The 15,707-nt window shown below is 63.0% G+C and carries 12 protein-coding genes; 9 read left to right on the top strand and 3 right to left on the bottom strand.

All coding sequences use genetic code 11. The features are described from left to right. The first annotated feature begins 1 nt into the window (after nucleotide 1). The 5 genes from uxuA to NLY42_RS16415 all read left to right on the top strand — a co-directional run bounded on the left by uxuA (nucleotide 2) and on the right by NLY42_RS16415 (nucleotide 8,019). The gene (gene uxuA / locus NLY42_RS16395; protein ID WP_023687892.1) at nucleotides 2-1,186 is read left to right on the top strand and encodes a mannonate dehydratase; all 1,185 of its coding nucleotides are present in this window, start codon (nucleotides 2-4) and stop codon (nucleotides 1,184-1,186) included. A gap of 880 nt (nucleotides 1,187-2,066) precedes the next feature. Continuing rightward, nucleotides 2,067-3,356 (top strand): D-arabinono-1,4-lactone oxidase, encoded by a 1,290-nt coding sequence (locus tag NLY42_RS16400; RefSeq protein WP_023754429.1) that lies wholly within the window; start codon nucleotides 2,067-2,069, stop codon nucleotides 3,354-3,356. Further along, nucleotides 3,353-4,525, top strand: coding sequence for an alanine racemase (locus tag NLY42_RS16405; RefSeq protein ID WP_031244399.1), 1,173 nt, complete (start codon nucleotides 3,353-3,355; stop codon nucleotides 4,523-4,525). Before NLY42_RS16400 ends, NLY42_RS16405 begins: the two co-directional genes overlap by 4 nt. Nucleotides 4,526-4,604: 79 nt before the next feature. Next, entirely contained in the window at nucleotides 4,605-6,317 is a 1,713-nt protein-coding gene (locus tag NLY42_RS16410) for an aldehyde dehydrogenase family protein (protein ID WP_286489222.1), read from the top strand. Between the two features lie 49 nt (nucleotides 6,318-6,366). Continuing rightward, nucleotides 6,367-8,019, top strand: coding sequence for an FAD-binding dehydrogenase (locus tag NLY42_RS16415; RefSeq protein WP_023754426.1), 1,653 nt, complete (start codon nucleotides 6,367-6,369; stop codon nucleotides 8,017-8,019). A gap of 239 nt (nucleotides 8,020-8,258) precedes the next feature. On the opposite strand, the gene dgoD is transcribed toward NLY42_RS16415, so the two are convergent. Then, nucleotides 8,259-9,407, bottom strand: coding sequence for a galactonate dehydratase (gene dgoD, locus NLY42_RS16420; protein ID WP_023754425.1), 1,149 nt, complete (start codon nucleotides 9,405-9,407; stop codon nucleotides 8,259-8,261). Nucleotides 9,408-9,415: 8 nt separating this feature from the next. Then, complete coding sequence (locus NLY42_RS16425) at nucleotides 9,416-10,156, bottom strand: FadR/GntR family transcriptional regulator (RefSeq protein ID WP_023687899.1); 741 nt, start codon at nucleotides 10,154-10,156, stop codon at nucleotides 9,416-9,418. 194 nt (nucleotides 10,157-10,350) lie between these two features. Here NLY42_RS16425 and NLY42_RS16430 point away from each other — a divergent pair, with 194 nt between their 5' ends. From NLY42_RS16430 to NLY42_RS16445, 4 genes are all read left to right on the top strand, one after another. Further along, nucleotides 10,351-11,340, top strand: coding sequence for an arabinose ABC transporter substrate-binding protein (locus NLY42_RS16430; protein WP_023668118.1), 990 nt, complete (start codon nucleotides 10,351-10,353; stop codon nucleotides 11,338-11,340). A gap of 70 nt (nucleotides 11,341-11,410) precedes the next feature. Beyond that, nucleotides 11,411-12,922 (top strand): L-arabinose ABC transporter ATP-binding protein AraG, encoded by a 1,512-nt coding sequence (gene araG / locus NLY42_RS16435; protein ID WP_023754424.1) that lies wholly within the window; start codon nucleotides 11,411-11,413, stop codon nucleotides 12,920-12,922. A gap of 11 nt (nucleotides 12,923-12,933) precedes the next feature. After that, nucleotides 12,934-13,884 carry an L-arabinose ABC transporter permease AraH gene (gene araH / locus NLY42_RS16440; RefSeq protein ID WP_023754423.1) on the top strand — a complete coding sequence of 317 codons (951 nt, stop codon included), beginning with the start codon at nucleotides 12,934-12,936 and terminating at the stop codon, nucleotides 13,882-13,884. 24 nt (nucleotides 13,885-13,908) lie between these two features. Then, the gene (locus NLY42_RS16445; protein WP_023704660.1) at nucleotides 13,909-14,688 is read left to right on the top strand and encodes an SDR family oxidoreductase; all 780 of its coding nucleotides are present in this window, start codon (nucleotides 13,909-13,911) and stop codon (nucleotides 14,686-14,688) included. Nucleotides 14,689-14,750: 62 nt separating this feature from the next. Here the strand turns inward: NLY42_RS16445 and NLY42_RS16450 are convergent, their stop codons facing one another. Next, on the bottom strand, nucleotides 14,751-15,698 hold the full coding sequence (locus tag NLY42_RS16450) for a GlxA family transcriptional regulator (RefSeq protein WP_023685300.1): 948 nt from the start codon (nucleotides 15,696-15,698) through the stop codon (nucleotides 14,751-14,753). Between the last annotated feature and the right edge of the window lie 9 nt (nucleotides 15,699-15,707).

The following is a 15,707-nucleotide window of genomic DNA, read 5'->3' on the forward strand; positions in this document are numbered from 1 at the left end:
AATGGAACAATGCTGGCGCTGGTATGGGCCCGATGATCCGGTGACGCTCGATCATGTCAAGCAGGCGGGCGCCACCGGCGTGGTCTCGGCGCTCCACCATATCTATGACGGCCGGGCGTGGCCTGAGGCCGAAGTGCTGGAGCGCAAGCGCATTATCCAGGAAGCAGGACTGACCTGGTCGGTCGTCGAGAGCATTCCGGTCCACAATTCCTTCAAGATCGGCGCGCAGGAACGCGAGCGCTATGCCGGCTATTACCGCGATTCGATCCGCGCGCTGGCCAGGGCCGGCATCGCCACGATCTGCTACAATTTCATGCCGGTGGTGGACTGGACCCGCACCGATCTAGCCTACCGTCTGCCGACGACAGGCTACGCCCTGCGTTTTGATGCCGTTGATTTCGCCGCCTACGATCTGTTCGTGCTGAAGCGCAAGAACGGTGCTGACAGCTATACGCCGGCGCGTATTGCGCAAGCGGAAGCGCGGCTGAAGGAATTGTCGCCAGAGAAGATGGACCAGATCGAGCGCAATCTGATCGCCGGCCTGCCGGCTACAGAGCGCAAGTATGACCGCGACAGTTTTCGCGAGGCGCTTGCGGACTATGACGGAATCGGGCCGAAGGAGTTGCGCGGCAACCTCGCGTGGTTCCTGCGCGAGATCATTCCGGTGGCGGAAGAGGAGGGGGTGCGCATGTGTATCCACCCCGACGATCCGCCGTTTTCGCTCTACGGCCTGCCGCGCGTCGTTTCGACCGCCGAGGATGCGCGTTTCATTCTCAATGCCGTCGACAGCCAGGCCAATGGGCTGACGTTCTGCACCGGGTCCTACGGCACGCGCGCCGACAACGACATCGTCGCCATGGTCAAGGAATTCGGCGACCGCATCCACTTCGCCCATCTGCGCAACATCACCATCGAGGATGACGGCTCGTTCTACGAGGCCGAGCATCTCGAAGGCGGCACCGACATGGCGCATGTCATCCTGGCGCTGATGCAGGAGGAGGCGCGCCGCCGCAAGGAGGGCCGCGCCGACTGGCAAATCCCGATGCGGCCGGACCATGGCCACCTGCTCGCCGACGATATCGGCAAGACAAGGATCAATCCCGGCTACTCGCTGATCGGCCGCCTGAAGGGTTTGGCCGAATTGCGCGGCATCATGCGGGCCGTGGAAACGTTTGGGCTGGCTTGAAGGGGCAACGAACTGCGTTCAATGCCGACGCCGGCTCAGCGTGCGTCGCTGTAGATAATGCGGCCGGCGCGGAATGTCGTCCGATGACAATCAGATACCACGCTCGATCACGATCGCCCGGTCGCGGTGAGGCTCGTGATACAGCCGGTTGCCCTCATGGATTTGCACGGCCCTTAGTACGGCGCGCGGCTCGCTGACGGACGAGGAACCTAGCCGTTCGCCCCACGACCTGGCGGCGTGCTATTGTGTAGTGAAGTTCCGTTGCCCCGAGGTGAGCTAGAGGGGTACTCGGAAATCAAGTATGAATCATGAATAATGCAGTATTGATTTACGTTCGTGCAAGCAAAGGAACTGTAGTGATGGATGGGCACGACGGTCGTCGGAATGCGTTAAAGAAACTATACGTTTTCTCGATGCTTTTCGTTTTATTCACTTCAACATTGGTTATTTACGGAATTGGCGGATGGGTGGTTGCGTTTGGCAGCAGTGACTTCCGAGAAAGCCATGGTAGGAGGGTATTTTTTTGGTTTTTTGTTAGCATGCTGCATGTTTTATGGATATATAAAGTATGACGAACATGAAACAAAAATCAGAATAAAACGGGATGAGCGCAAAGCTCTTGTGGTGAGATTTAAGCAGATTGTTTTAATTATATTTGTGTCCTTGTTTGTCCTTTTAATTGCCTAGAGATAATCTCACTATCGGAATGCGAACAATCACGGCGAAAGCCATGCACTTGAACACGGGACCACACAAGACACCTCCGATTGCCAGGTTGACAGAAAGCTGACAATGTATCATATCCGAAAAGCTGAGTATGTATCATATTATTCAGCGCTAGGAGAAAGACCGGCAAAGCCGGCGTCCCAGGGAGGCAATTTTGGGAGAGGCTATCAGCCAGTGGAGCAATTGGTCGGGCTATGTCACGGCCACGCCGCAGGCTTTTGCCGAACCGCAGAGTCTCGATGAGCTGAGTGGTGCCATTCGCAACGCGCCGGGACCAGTTCGATTCGCTGGCACGGGCCATTCCTTCACGCCGCTGGTCAAGAATGACGGCACCATCCTGTCGCTCGACCGCTTCGAGGGCCTGAGGTCGCACGATCCCGAAAAACTGACGGCGCGGGTCGGCGCCGGCACCAAGATCGGCGCGCTGGCAAAGCTGTTGCACGGCGTCGGCCAGGCGCTGCCGAACATGGGCGACATCGACAAGCAGGCGTTCGGCGGGGCGCTGGGCACCGCCACCCACGGCTCGGGCATCACGCTCGGCGCTTACCATACCCAGCTCGAGGCGATGCAGATCGTCGACGGGCGTGGCGCCGTGAAAGAGTTCGACCGTGCCAAGAGCCCCGACATGATCGAAGCCATGGGCGCTTCGCTCGGCGCTTTCGGCGCCGTCACCGAAGTGACGATCCGCAACGTGGCGAGTTACCGGATGCGGCACCGCCGCTGGACGGCGCCGATTGCCGATGTGCTTGCGCAATTCGAAAGCACCATGACGGCGCATCGTTCGGCCGAGTTCTACTATGTGCCGTTTTCCGGCCAGGCGCTGCTAATTGCCAGCGACATCACCGAGGCGCCGGCGACGGTGCGTCCGCCGACGGAAGACGACGATGCGGTGACGACGCTGAGAAAACTGCGCGACTATCTCAGCTGGCTCCCTTGGCTGCGCCGCCGTCTCATCGGCTCGGCCTTCGCCAAGGTGCCGGCCGAGGATTATGTCGAGGAGTGGCTGAAGGTCTTCACCTCCGAGCGCAACGTCAAGTTCAACGAGATGGAATACCACCTGCCGTTCGAGGAAGGGGCGCCCGCACTCAGCGAAATCATTGCGCTGCTCGAGACGCGGTTTCCAGAGGTCTATTTTCCGATGGAGGTGCGCGTCGTCGCGCCCGACAATGTCTGGCTCAGCCCCTTCTACAAGCGCCCAACCTGTTCCATCGCCATCCATCACGGCGTCGAGCGCGATCCGATGGCGTTCTTCAACGCCGCCGAGCCGATCTTCAGGAAGCGCGGCGGCCGCCCGCATTGGGGCAAGATGCACAGCCTGACATCAAGGGAATTGAGCGCGCTCTATCCGCGCTGGAACGATGCGATGGCGGTCCGCCGCGAGATGGACCCGGACAACCGCTTCGTGTCGCCCTATATTGCCAAGCTGCTCGGCGTCGCGGCATGAGCCTGACCGACACCTATTTCGCGGAAATGTCGGGCGCGCTCAGGGCAGCCGGGATCTTTCAGCCTTGCCTGGTGCTCGATCTCGACCGGCTCGATCACAACATCGCTGCGATCAAGGCGAAGTTCGCCACGGGCCTCGATCTGCGCCTCGTCGACAAGTCGCTGCCATGCCTGCCGCTGATCGACTATATCCGCGCGGCGTTTGCGACCGACAGGCTGATGACCTTTCATCTGCCGATCAGCGCCGAGATGCTGAAAGTGTTTCCCCAAGTCGATCTCCTGTTGGGCAAGCCGATGCCGGTTGCCGGCGCCAGGCACGCGCTGACGAAGGGCGATCTCGCCGGGCTCGGCGAAGCTACGTCGCGCATCGTCTGGCTGATCGATACCGAGGAGCGGCTGGCCGCCTATGGCTCGCTTGCCGCCGAGCTCGACCGCGAGCTGCGCGTCTGCTTCGAGGTCGATGTCGGCCTTCATCGCGGCGGTATCAGCGATCCCGACTCACTGGCCCGGGCAGTTTCCGCGTTGGCGAATTACCCGCGGCTGAAATGCGAAGGCGTCATGGCCTACGAGGCGCATATCGGCCATATCCCCAAACTGCTGGGAGGACCGGCCAAGGCGCGCGTCAAGGCGATCAGCCTGTTTCGCCAGTATGTCGCTTGCCTTGCCGCCGACCAGCGCAAGATCCTCAATCTTGGCGGCAGCAGCACCGCATTGCTCTATGACAGCTGGGTCGGCGCCAATGAATTGTCCATCGGATCGGCTTTTATGCTGCCGACCGATTTCGATGTGCCGAGCCTCAGCCAATTGCGGCCTGCCGCATTCATCGCGACGCCGATCCTGAAAGTGGTCGATGTCCAGGCGCCGGGCCTCGACCAGCGCTCCTGGCTGCTGCAGAAGCTCGGGCTGTTGCCGCGGCGCGGCTGTTTTCTCTATGGCGGAAAATGGATGGCGAAGCCCGTCCATCCCGTGGGGATGAAGACCGACAAGACGTTCGGCTTTTCGACCAATCAGCAATTCATGGCGCTGCCCGACAACGTCAATGTCGGGCCTGACGACTACGCCTTCCTGCGTCCGACGCAGAGCGAATTCGTGCTACAGCAGTTCGGTTCGATCCAGGTCAATTCCGGCGGGAAATTCGTCGAGCAATGGGCCGCACTGCCGTTTTCGTAGAGCAATTCCAGGAAAAGTGTGAAGCGGTTTTCCCACAGGAATTGCGTCAAACAAAGAGATCGAAGTGGAGGAGGATAGGATGGTTGCCAAGGCAGTCAAAACCCAGCCCGTGCAGCCTGAATGGGCAGCCGAACTCGACCTCGCGCTCACCGATCTCGACGCCAGGAAGGACGACTGGGCGCAGACCTCGAATGGCGAGCGGATCGCCTTGCTGCGGCAGGTCAAGGATCACATCCGCGAGGTCGCCGAGGCGTGGGTCAAAACCGCGACGCGCAAGAAGGGCATCCCGACCGGCTCGCCGCTGGAAGGTGAGGAATGGCTGGCTGGCCCGGCGGCGCTGATGGATGGCTGCAACCAGTTCATCCACACGCTCAGCCTGATGGAGGGCAAGAAGTTCCTCGACAGACTGCCGGTCCGCACCTTGCCTAGCGGACAGGTGGCGGTGACGGTGGTTCCGAATTCGCTTTGGGACAAGGTGCTGTTCACCGGGCTGAAGGCAGAGATCTGGATGCAGCCCGGCGTGACCAAGGCGAACCTCGCCGCAAACACCGCATCGGCCTATGACGCGCCGCGCACCAGCCGCAAGGGCAAGATCGGGCTCGTGCTCGGCGCCGGCAACGTCGCCTCGATCGCGCCGCTCGACTGCCTGCACAAGCTGCTCGTCGAACATCAGGTCGTCCTGCTCAAGATGAACCCGGTCAATGATTACCTCGTTGATTTCCTGCGGCCGGCGCTGCGGCCGCTGATCGAATTCGGTGCGCTGCGCATCGTGCGCGGCAGCGCCGATGTCGGTGCGTATCTGTGCAACCACGATCTCGTCGACGACATCCACATCACCGGTGCCGCGGCCTCGCATGACGCGATCGTCTGGGGGCCTGGCGAGGAGGGCCGCAAGAACAAGGCGGCGGGCAAGCCGCGCAACAGCCGGCGTATCACCTCTGAGCTTGGCGGCGTGGCGCCGACCATCGTGGTGCCCGGCCCATGGTCGAATGCCGACATCGCCTACCATGCCGAACTGATCGCCACACAGAAGCTCAACAATTCCGGTTTCAACTGTATCGCCTGCCAAATGCTCGTGTTGCCCGAAGGCTGGGACAAATCCGACGCGCTTCTGGCGGCCCTCGAAAAGGTGATGCAGAAAGCCCCGTCGCGCCCGGCCTATTATCCCGGCGCGACCGAGCGCCTCGCCGCCTTCGAGGCGCATGCCGACAGCGTACAGAAATTCGAGCGGCCCGGCGGGCCGGCCTGCGTGGTGGTGCCGTTCCGGCCGGGCACGGATACCTATCTCGAAAATGCCGAGGTGTTCGCGCCGGCGCTCAGCGTCATGCGGCTGCCGGCGGGCAATGCGGAATCCTATCTGCGCGCCGCTGTCGCCTACGCCAATGAAAAGCTGCACGGCACGCTTGCCGCCAACATCCTCATCCATCCCAGGACGATCGCCGAGATCGGCCGGCAGCGCTTCGAGGAAATCATTGCCGAACTGCGCTATGGCGGCATCGGCATCAATTCCTGGAGCGGCGTTCTGTTCGCGCTGCTGCGCCCGACCTGGGGTGCTTTCCCTGGCCACACGCTCGACGACGTGCAGAGCGGCATCGGCGTCGTCCACAACACCTATTTGTTCGACAGACCGGAACGCAGCGTGCTCGAAGCGCCGTTCCGCATCATGCCGAAGCCGGCCTGGTTCCTGACCCACAAAAGGGCACACATGGTCGGCCGCCTGATCACCGAGTTCAACTACCAGCCGAGCCTCCTGAAGCTGCCGCGCATCATCTGGAACGCGCTGCGCGGCTAGCAACGAGCATCCGATCTCGAAAACAAAAGCCGGCACAGGAGCTACGACAATGGCTGACGCGGACGCAATCATCGTTGGCGGCGGGCTGGCCGGCCTGGCCGCAGCCGCGGAACTCGGCGATGCCGGCAAGCGCGTGATCATCGTCGAGCAAGAGGGTGGCGGTTTTCTCGGCGGCCAGGCATTCTGGTCGCTCGGCGGCCTGTTTTTGGTCAACACGCCCGAGCAGCGCCGCCTGCGCATCAAGGATAGCCGCGACCTCGCCTGGCAGGATTGGCTGGGTTCTGCCCAGTTCGACCGGCCCGAGGACCATTGGCCAAGGAAAGTGGCGGAAGCCTATGTCGATTTCGCCGCCGGCGAGATGCGGCCGTGGCTCTACGCCATGGGCATGCGCTGGTGGCCGGTGGTCGGCTGGGCCGAGCGCGGCGGCGCGCTGGCCAATGGCCACGGCAATTCAGTGCCGCGCTTCCACCTGACATGGGGCACTGGGCCGGGCGTGGTCGCGCCGTTCGAAAGGCGCGTGCGCGAGCACGTCGCCAAAGGGCTGATCACTTTGAAATTCCGTCATCAGGTCAGCCGGCTGATCAAGACCAACGGCGCGGTCACCGGCGTCGCGGGCGAAATCCTGGAGGCATCCGATGTCGAGCGCGGCAAGCAGTCGAGCCGCACGGCCGTCGGCGATTTCGACCTTTCGGCCGGTGTCGTGATCGTCACCTCCGGCGGCATCGGCGGCAATCATGAGTTGGTTCGCAAGGTCTGGCCGGTCGGGCGGCTGGGGCCAGCGCCGAAGCGTATGGTTGCCGGCGTGCCGCACCATGTGGACGGCCGCATGGTGGCGATCACCCAGGACGCCGGCGGGGGCGTCATCAACGCCGACCGCATGTGGCACTATGTCGAGGGGATCAAGAACTGGAATCCGATCTGGCCGAACCACGGCATCCGCATCCTGTCGGCGCCGTCGCCGCTATGGTTCGATGCTCTGGGACAACGCATGGAGGCGCCGTTCTTCCCGAGCTTCGATTCGCTCGGCACCTTGAAGCGTATCCTGTCGACGGGACACGATTATTCCTGGTTCGTGCTGAGCAAGACGATCGCTTCGAAGGAGTTCGTGCTGTCGGGTTCGGAGCAAAACCTAGACTTTACGGCCAAGGATTGGCGGGCCGTGCTGAAGAACCGGCGCGGCGGCAAGGCGCCACCATCGGTGGCAGCGTTCCTGGAAAAGGGCGAGGACTTCGTCGTCCGCGACAACCTGGCCGACCTGGTCACCGGCATGAACGCGCTGTCAGGCGACAATCTGCTCGACTACGACCGGCTCAAGGCGCAGATCGTGGCGCGAGATCGCGAGGTCGAGCATGCCTATACCAAGGATGCGCAGGTCACAGCCGTCCGCGGCGCCCGCAACTACATTGGCGACAAGATCTTCCGGGTGACCAAGCCGCACAAGATACTCGATCCCAGGCACGGGCCGCTGATCGCGGTGCGCCTCAACATCCTGACTCGCAAAACGCTTGGCGGCCTGCACACCAATCTCAATTCGCAGGTTCTCGACGGCAATGGCGAACCCATTGCCGGGCTCTATGCGGCAGGCGAGGTGGCCGGCGGCGGTGGCGGCGGCTATCACGGCTACAATGCGCTGGAAGGGACATTTCTCGGCAGCTGCATCTTCTCCGGCAGGAACGCAGGCCGGCACGCCGCGGGCAGGTGACGCGGCTGGCGGGCCAAGAAAAGGTCGATGAGAACAGGACATCCGCCATGTTCCATGGATAGCGACTGCTTTCGATCGCTTGCGGCAACCCAGGCGGTCAGCGAGTTGCGGCTTGCCGGCGCCGACGGCTCCCATGCGCTGGTGCTCGGCGCTGCGGCCCATCAGAGGCCTGCGTTACGCTGGCGCCACCGCGAAATTGAGCTTGAGGTCCTGAAGGCCTGGCCGCAAGGTCGGCCGGGCTACCACTCGGCGAAGGAGCCGTCCTTGTGACGCCAGACCGGGTTGCGCCAGCGGTGGCCTTCCTTGGCCCTTTCCTTGACGTAGTCCTCGTCGATTTCGACGCCGAGGCCGGGACCACCGGGGATTGCGACATAGCCATCCTCGTAGCGAAAGACGTCCTTGTTGGCGGCATAATCGAGCAAATCGTTTGCGGCGTTGTAGTGGATGCCGAGGCTCTGTTCCTGGATGAAGCAGTTGTAGCTGACGGCATCGAGCTGCAGGCAGGCGGCGAGCGCGATCGGGCCGAGCGGGCAGTGCGGCGCGACCGCAATATCATAAGCCTCGGCCATCGCCGCGATCTTGCGGCATTCGGTGATGCCCCCGGCATGCGACAGGTCCGGCTGGATGATGTCGACGGCGCATTGTTCGAACACCGACTTGAAATCCCAGCGGCTGTAAAGCCGCTCGCCGAGCGCGATCGGCGTCGAGCCCAGCGCTGCGATCTCCTTCAGCGCCTCGCGATTTTCGCTGAGCACCGGCTCCTCGATGAACATCAGCCGGTAGGGTTCGAGCTCCTTGACCAGCATGCGCGCCATCGGCCGATGCACGCGGCCGTGGAAATCGACGGCGATGCCAATGTTGGACCCAACGGCCTCGCGCACCATGGCGACGCGTTCGACAGCTGCATCTATTCTGTCATGGCTGTCGACGATCTGCAGTTCCTCGGTGCCATTCATCTTCAGCGCTTGAAAACCGCGCGCCACCACTTCCCTGGCGCCATCAGCCACTTCCGCCGGCCGGTCGCCGCCGATCCAGGAATAGACCTTGATGCTGTCGCGCAGCTTGCCGCCGAGCAGTTCGTGGACAGGCACGCCGAGCGCCTTGCCTTTGATGTCCCACAGCGCCTGGTCGATGCCGGCAATGGCGCTCATCAGGATCGGCCCGCCGCGGTAGAAGCCGCCGCGATGCATCACCGTCCAATGGTCCTCGATCAGGCGCGGGTCCTTGCCGATCAGATAATCGCCAAGTTCCTTGACCGCTGCCTCGACCGTCAGCGCACGGCCTTCGACCACAGGCTCGCCCCAGCCGGTAACGCCGGCATCAGTCTCGATCTTCAGGAACAGCCAGCGCGGCGGGACAATGTAAGTGGTGAGCGAGATGATTTTCATGCGAGGTCTCAGTTGTTCTTGAGTTTCTTGGCGCTGACCAGGTCGCGCGCTGCAAGGTCGAGGATCCGGCCTGCCGCCGCACGCGCCGCCGCGGCATCGCGCATGCGCAGTGCCTCCACCACCTCACGGTGCGCCGCCACTGCTTCCATGCGCCGGGCGAGCGAAATGGTCGCCGTTGCTTCAAGCGAGAATTTCAGCCCGGTGTCGATCAGATTGCCGATCTGGCGGAAGATCGGGTTGTGGCTCGCGGCATAGACGATCTGGTGGAAGGTGATGTCCGAGCGCGAGAAGGCGGCGAGATCCTCGCCGGCATTGGCCATGCCGCGCCAGGCAGCTTCGAGATCGGCGATCTCCTGCAGCGTCGCACGAGTCGCCGCCAGTTCAGCTACCAGAGGTTCGATGGCGCGCCGCGTTTCGAGGATGGCGTCGAACAATTTGTCGTCCAGCGCATGCGGCGCGTGCCAGGCCAGCACCTGCGGGTCGATGATGTTCCAGTTGTCCTGTTCACATACAACCGTGCCGATGCGCGGTCGCGACAGCACCAGCCCCTTGGCGGCCAGCACCTTCAGCGCCTCGCGGATGACGGTGCGGCTGACGCCATATTCGACGCCGAGTTCGTTTTCGGTCGGCAGAGACGAGCCGGCGGGATAGCGTCCGGAAAAGATGTCTGAGGCAAGCGCCTTGGTCACATCGGGCATGACGCGCGGGCGGCGGGTGTCGCCTGATGCCTTCTTCGAAGTGTCGGTCACCTCAGCCCTCCTCCAAGGCGGCGAAACCACTGATCTCGCGTCTCCGGCCTTACCGGATGCGGAGGATTTACGCCAGCGATCCCTGGTCAGAGCATGTAGCTCAATTATCATACCAGATCAATTGACGAGTATGATAAAAAGAATTAGAGACTCTGCATCCGGGCTGAGCGCCCGGCCATCGCTGGGAGGTAATCATGCGACTTCTGAAGACCGCGCTCGTCGCGGGCGCCCTTGCCGTGCTGTCCGTCACGACCATCGCTGCATATGCTCAGGACACCAAGATAGGTTTTATCGTCAAACAGCCCGAGGAGCCGTGGTTCCAGGACGAATGGAAGTTCGCCGACCAGGCCGCCAAGGAGAAGGGTTTTACCCTGGTCAAGATCGGCGCCGAGGACGGTGAGAAGCTGATGTCGGCGATCGACAATCTCGGCGCGCAGGGCGCGCAAGGCTTCATCGTCTGCACGCCTGATGTGAAGCTCGGCCCCGGCATCGTCGCCAAGGCCGCCGCCAACAATCTCAAGCTGATGACGGTTGATGACCGTCTGGTCGGCGCAGACGGCAAGGCGCTGGAAGACGTGCCGCATATGGGCATTTCGGCGACCAAGATCGGCGAGGCCGTCGGCCAGGCGATCGTCGACGAAATGAAGGCGCGCGGCTGGAAGGCCGACGAGGTCGGCGCCATCCGCGTCTCCTATGATCAGTTGCCGACCGCCGTCGACCGGGTCGAAGGCGCCATTTCGGTGCTGAAGGCCAACGGCTTCAAGGCCGAAAACATCTTTGACGCGCCGCAGGCCAAGACCGATACCGAGGCTGCGCTCAATGCGGCGACGGTGGTACTCAACGCCCATGCCGACATCAAGAAGTGGGTCTCCTTCGGCCTCAACGACGAAGCCGTTCTCGGCGCCGTGCGCGCTTCCGAAAGCGTCGGCATCCCGGCCGAAAACGTGATCGGCGTCGGCATTGGCGGCGCGGATTCGGCGATCAACGAGTTCAAGAAGCCGACCGCCACCGGCTTCGTCGGCACGGTGATCATCTCGCCGAAGCGTCACGGCTACGAGACTGCGCTCAACATGTATGACTGGGTCGCCAACAACAAGGAACCCGAGAAGCTCATCCTGACCGCCGGTGCGCTGGCCAAGCGCGACGACTACCAGACGGTCCGCAAGGGTCTCGGCATCGAATAATCCTCCCTGTACAAACAGGCGGCGGCTCACAGTCGCCGCCTGTTTGGCATGGCAAAAGGATAGGCGCCCCATGTCCTTTCTCGACTTCTCGGAAATCACCAAGACCTATCCGGGCGTCAAGGCGCTGTCGGACGTCTCGTTCGGCGTCGACAAGGGCGCCGTGCACGGCCTGATGGGCGAGAACGGCGCCGGCAAATCCACGCTGATCAAGATCCTGTCCGGCGACCAGCATGCCGATGACGGCGAGATCCTCATCGACGGCAAGATGCAAGCCTATGCAACGACGCGAGATGCCTTCGACAATGGCGTCATCGTCATCCACCAGGAACTGCAGCTGGTTCCCGAGCTCACTGTTGCCGAAAACCTCAGCCTCGGCCGCTTCCCCGCCAACGCCGGCATCATCGCCCGTGCCAGGATGCTGGACGATGTTGGCGCCAAGCTGAAATCAGCCGGCATCGACATCGATATCAGCCGCAAGGTCAAGACGCTGTCGATCGGCGAGCGCCAGATGGTCGAGATCGCCAAGGCGATCATGCTCGACGCGCGCGTCATCGCTCTGGACGAGCCGACCTCGTCATTGTCGTCGCGCGAAAGCGAAATCCTGTTTGCCCTGATCGACCGTCTGCGCGGCGAGGGCAAGGTCATCATCTATGTCTCGCACCGGCTGGACGAAGTGTTCCGCCTCTGCGACAGCCTGACCGTGCTGCGCGACGGCAAGCTCGTGGCGCACCATGCGTCGCTGAAAAACGTCACACGCGACCAGGTCGTCGCCGAAATGGTCGGCCGCGAAATCTCCGATATCTGGGGGTTTCGCCCACGCCCGGCCGGCGATGTCCGGCTGAAGGTCGACGCTGTTTGCGGAGTAAAACTGACGACGCCCGCCAGCTTCGAGGCGAGGGCGGGCGAGATCGTCGGCTTCTTCGGCCTGATCGGCGCGGGGCGCTCGGAACTGATGCGGCTGGTGTTCGGCGCCGACCCGCGCTCAGGTGGCACCATTACCGTTGATGGCAAGGTCGTGCATGCCACCGATCCGCATGACGCGATCCGCGCCGGGATCGTTTTGTGCTCGGAAGACCGCAAGCATGACGGCATCATCCAGGGCCGCTCGATCGAGGAGAACATCAACATCTCGTCGCGGCGTCATCACACACGCTTCGGAATCCTGAACCGCGCTAGCGAGATCGCCACCGCCGAGACCTTCATTAAGAAGCTCAAGGTGCGCACGCCGTCGCGCAAGCAGGACATCATCAACCTCTCCGGTGGCAACCAGCAGAAGGTCATTCTCGGCCGCTGGCTGTCGGAGCAGGGCGTGCGCGTGCTTATCGTCGACGAGCCGACACGCGGTATCGATGTCGGCGCCAAAGCGGAAATCTACGAACTGCTCTACCAGCTTGCCGAAGACGGCATGGCGATCGTCGTCGTCTCGTCCGAACTGCCGGAAGTGATGGGCATTTGCGACCGCATCCTGGTGATGTGCGGCGGGCGCATCAGCGCCGAACTCGCGCGCGACCAGTTCGCCGAAAAAGCGATCCTGGCCGCCGCTCTTCCCGATCAGAAAACCCCCGACGCGATCGCATCCTGAGGATCTTTGCCATGACCGATCAGTTGAAGAAGATCCTGCTCGGCGAACAGGGCCTCGTCGTCATCTTCATCGTCGCCTTCGTGCTGGTGTCGCTGCTGGTGCCGAACTTCCTCACCGACCGCAACATGCTCGGCCTGCTGCAGTCGGTGGTCACCGTCGGCATTGTCGCCTGTACGATGATGTTCTGCCTTGCCGCGCGTGACTTCGACCTCTCGGTCGGCTCCATCGTCGCCTTTGCCGGCATGGTCGCGGTAATGGCGTCGAACTATACCGGTTCGATCCTGCTCGGGCTTCTCGCGGCAATCGCCTGCGGCGCCTTCGTCGGCTTCATCAATGGCGTCGTCATCGCCAAATTCCGCATCAACGCGCTGATCACGACGCTTGCCACCATGCAGATCGTGCGCGGCCTTGCGCTGATCGCATCCGATGGCCGCGCCGTCGGCATCAACAGCCCGGATTTCTACCAGCTGGCGCTATCCAAGCTGTTCGGCATTCCGACGCCGATCTGGGTCCTGGCCGTGCTGTTCTGCATCTTCGGTTTTGTCCTCAATCGTACCGTCTTCGGCAAGAACACGCTGGCCATCGGCGGCAACCCGGAGGCCTCGCGCCTGGCCGGCGTCAATGTCGACTGGACGCGCATCTGGATCTTTGCTCTGCAAGGCGTGGTCTGTGGCATCGCCGGCATCCTTTTGGCCTCGCGCATCACGTCGGGCCAGCCCAATGCGGCGGTCGGGCTTGAACTCTCGGTCATCTCGGCCTGCGTGCTCGGCGGCGTCTCGCTTGCCGGCGGCCGCGCCACCATGTCGGGCGTCATCGTCGGCGTGCTGATCATGGGCATTGCCGAAAACGCCATGAACCTGCTCAACATCCCAGCCTTCTACCAGTACATTGTGCGCGGCGTGATCCTGCTGCTTGCCGTTTTGCTCGACAATCTGCGTTCGTCGGCACTGGGCCGGCGCTGACCATCTTGCAGTGGAGTGACAGCCATGGCTGAGCGCCTGTCCGGCAAACGCATCTTCCTCACCGGCGCCGCGCAAGGCATCGGGCTTGCCATCGCCGGGGCCTGCCTGGCCGAAGGGGCAAAACTGTTCCTGGTCGATCGCGACGGCGCGCTGCTGGACAAAACGGTCGCCGGCCTTGCCGCACCGCAGGGCCATGTCGGACATACCGCAGCCGACATCAGCGACGGGGCCGCGATTGCCGCTGCCGTCAGCCGGGCGACCGACGCGATCGGGCCGATCAACGCGCTGATCAACAATGCGGGGATGAATGTGTTCTCGACGCCGCTCGAGGCGACCGAGGAGGAGTGGAACCGCAATTTCGACGTCAACGTCAAGGGCGCCTGGAATTGCAGCAAGGCGGTGCTGCCAGGAATGATCGCAAATGGTGGTGGCGCGATCCTCAACATCGCCTCGACGCACAGCTTCACCATCATCCCTCATACCTTCCCTTATCCCGTGGCCAAGCACGCGCTGCTTGGGCTGACCAAATCGCTGGCGCTGGAATATGCCGGGCAGGGCGTGCGCGTGAACGCGCTGGCGCCCGGTTATGTCGAGACGCAGAAGGCGACCGACTATTGGAACAGTTTTGCCGATCCGGTTGCGGCGCGCGCCAGGACGCTGGCGCTGCATCCCGGCGGCCGCATCGCCTCGGCGCGTGAGATCGCGCTGGCCGCTGTGTTCATGATTTCTGAGGAGTGCCCGTTCATGAACGCGGCGACCCTCGTCGTCGATGGCGGGCTCAGCCAGCTACAGCATCCCGCCTGAACGCTAGAGAGGCTCTATTTCTACCGCATCGACCGCCGGCCTAATGGAGCAAGCAGTCGCGATCAGAAACGCTCGCGATAGGCGCGCGGATTGGTGCCCAGCACGCGCAGAAAGCCGCGCCGCATGGTTTCTTCCGAGCCGAAACCGCAGCGGCGGGCCGTCTGGTTGACGGGCTGGCCCCGCTCCAGCATCCGCCGCGCCGCCTCGATCCGGATCTCCTCGATCGCGCGGGCAGGTGTCCGGCCGGTGGCCTCGCGATAGCGCCGCGAGAAGCTGCGCGGGCTCATATTGGCGTGGTCGGCCAACTGCGTGAGCGACAGGTCACCGGCCAGATTTTCGAGGATCCAGCCATGCAGCCGGTCGAAGCGCCCGTCGCCTTGCTGCAGCTTGAGGGTCTGGCTGAATTGCGCCTGGCCACCGGGACGTTTCAGGAAGACCACCAACTCGCGCGCCACGCCGAGCGCCGTGTGCCGGCCAAGGTCGGCCTCGACGAGGGAGAGGGCGAGATCGATCCCCGCCGTTACGCCGGCGGATGTCCAGACATTGCCGTCGCGGATGAAGATCGGATCGGGTTCGAGCCGGACCGCGGGAAAGCGCCGGGCGAACTCCGCGCAGCGTCCCCAATGGGTCACCGCGCGGCGGCCGTCGAGCAGGCCAGCCGTCGCCAGCAGCATGGCGCCGCTGCAGACGGAAGCGGTTCGGGTGGCATCGCGCGAGCGACCGGCGATCCACTGGACCAGCACGGGATCGTCGCAGGCCGCGTTGACGCCCCATCCTCCGGGGACAAGCAGCGTGTCGATCTTACCTCCGTGGGTTGGCAGCACTGCTGCCTCCAGCACGAGACCGGCCGATGTCCGGATGCGCGGTGAGGCGGCGACGACCACGACCTCGTAAGGAGCCGGTTCGCCGGCCTGCCTTTTGAAATCATTGGCGCTGGCAAAGACCTGCAGCGGTCCGCTGACGTCGAGGAGCTGGATGTCGGGATAGGCAAGTACTTCGATACGGCGCATTGGTTTGGC

It is taken from the genome of Mesorhizobium sp. C372A (assembly GCF_030323245.1).
In the GTDB taxonomy this organism is placed as follows: Bacteria; Pseudomonadota; Alphaproteobacteria; order Rhizobiales; family Rhizobiaceae; genus Mesorhizobium.

Bases quoted from the DNA above. Each gene is read 5' to 3' on its own strand.
- uxuA (WP_023687892.1), top strand. From the start codon at position 2: ATGGAACAATGCTGGCGCTGGTATGGGCCCGATGATCCGGTGACGCTC.
- NLY42_RS16405 (WP_031244399.1), top strand. From the start codon at position 3,353: ATGAGCCTGACCGACACCTATTTCGCGGAAATGTCGGGCGCGCTCAGG.
- NLY42_RS16410 (WP_286489222.1), top strand. From the start codon at position 4,605: ATGGTTGCCAAGGCAGTCAAAACCCAGCCCGTGCAGCCTGAATGGGCA.
- NLY42_RS16415 (WP_023754426.1), top strand. From the start codon at position 6,367: ATGGCTGACGCGGACGCAATCATCGTTGGCGGCGGGCTGGCCGGCCTG.
- dgoD (WP_023754425.1), bottom strand. From the start codon at position 9,407: ATGAAAATCATCTCGCTCACCACTTACATTGTCCCGCCGCGCTGGCTG.
- NLY42_RS16430 (WP_023668118.1), top strand. From the start codon at position 10,351: ATGCGACTTCTGAAGACCGCGCTCGTCGCGGGCGCCCTTGCCGTGCTG.
- araG (WP_023754424.1), top strand. From the start codon at position 11,411: ATGTCCTTTCTCGACTTCTCGGAAATCACCAAGACCTATCCGGGCGTC.
- araH (WP_023754423.1), top strand. From the start codon at position 12,934: ATGACCGATCAGTTGAAGAAGATCCTGCTCGGCGAACAGGGCCTCGTC.
- NLY42_RS16445 (WP_023704660.1), top strand. From the start codon at position 13,909: ATGGCTGAGCGCCTGTCCGGCAAACGCATCTTCCTCACCGGCGCCGCG.
- NLY42_RS16450 (WP_023685300.1), bottom strand. From the start codon at position 15,698: ATGCGCCGTATCGAAGTACTTGCCTATCCCGACATCCAGCTCCTCGAC.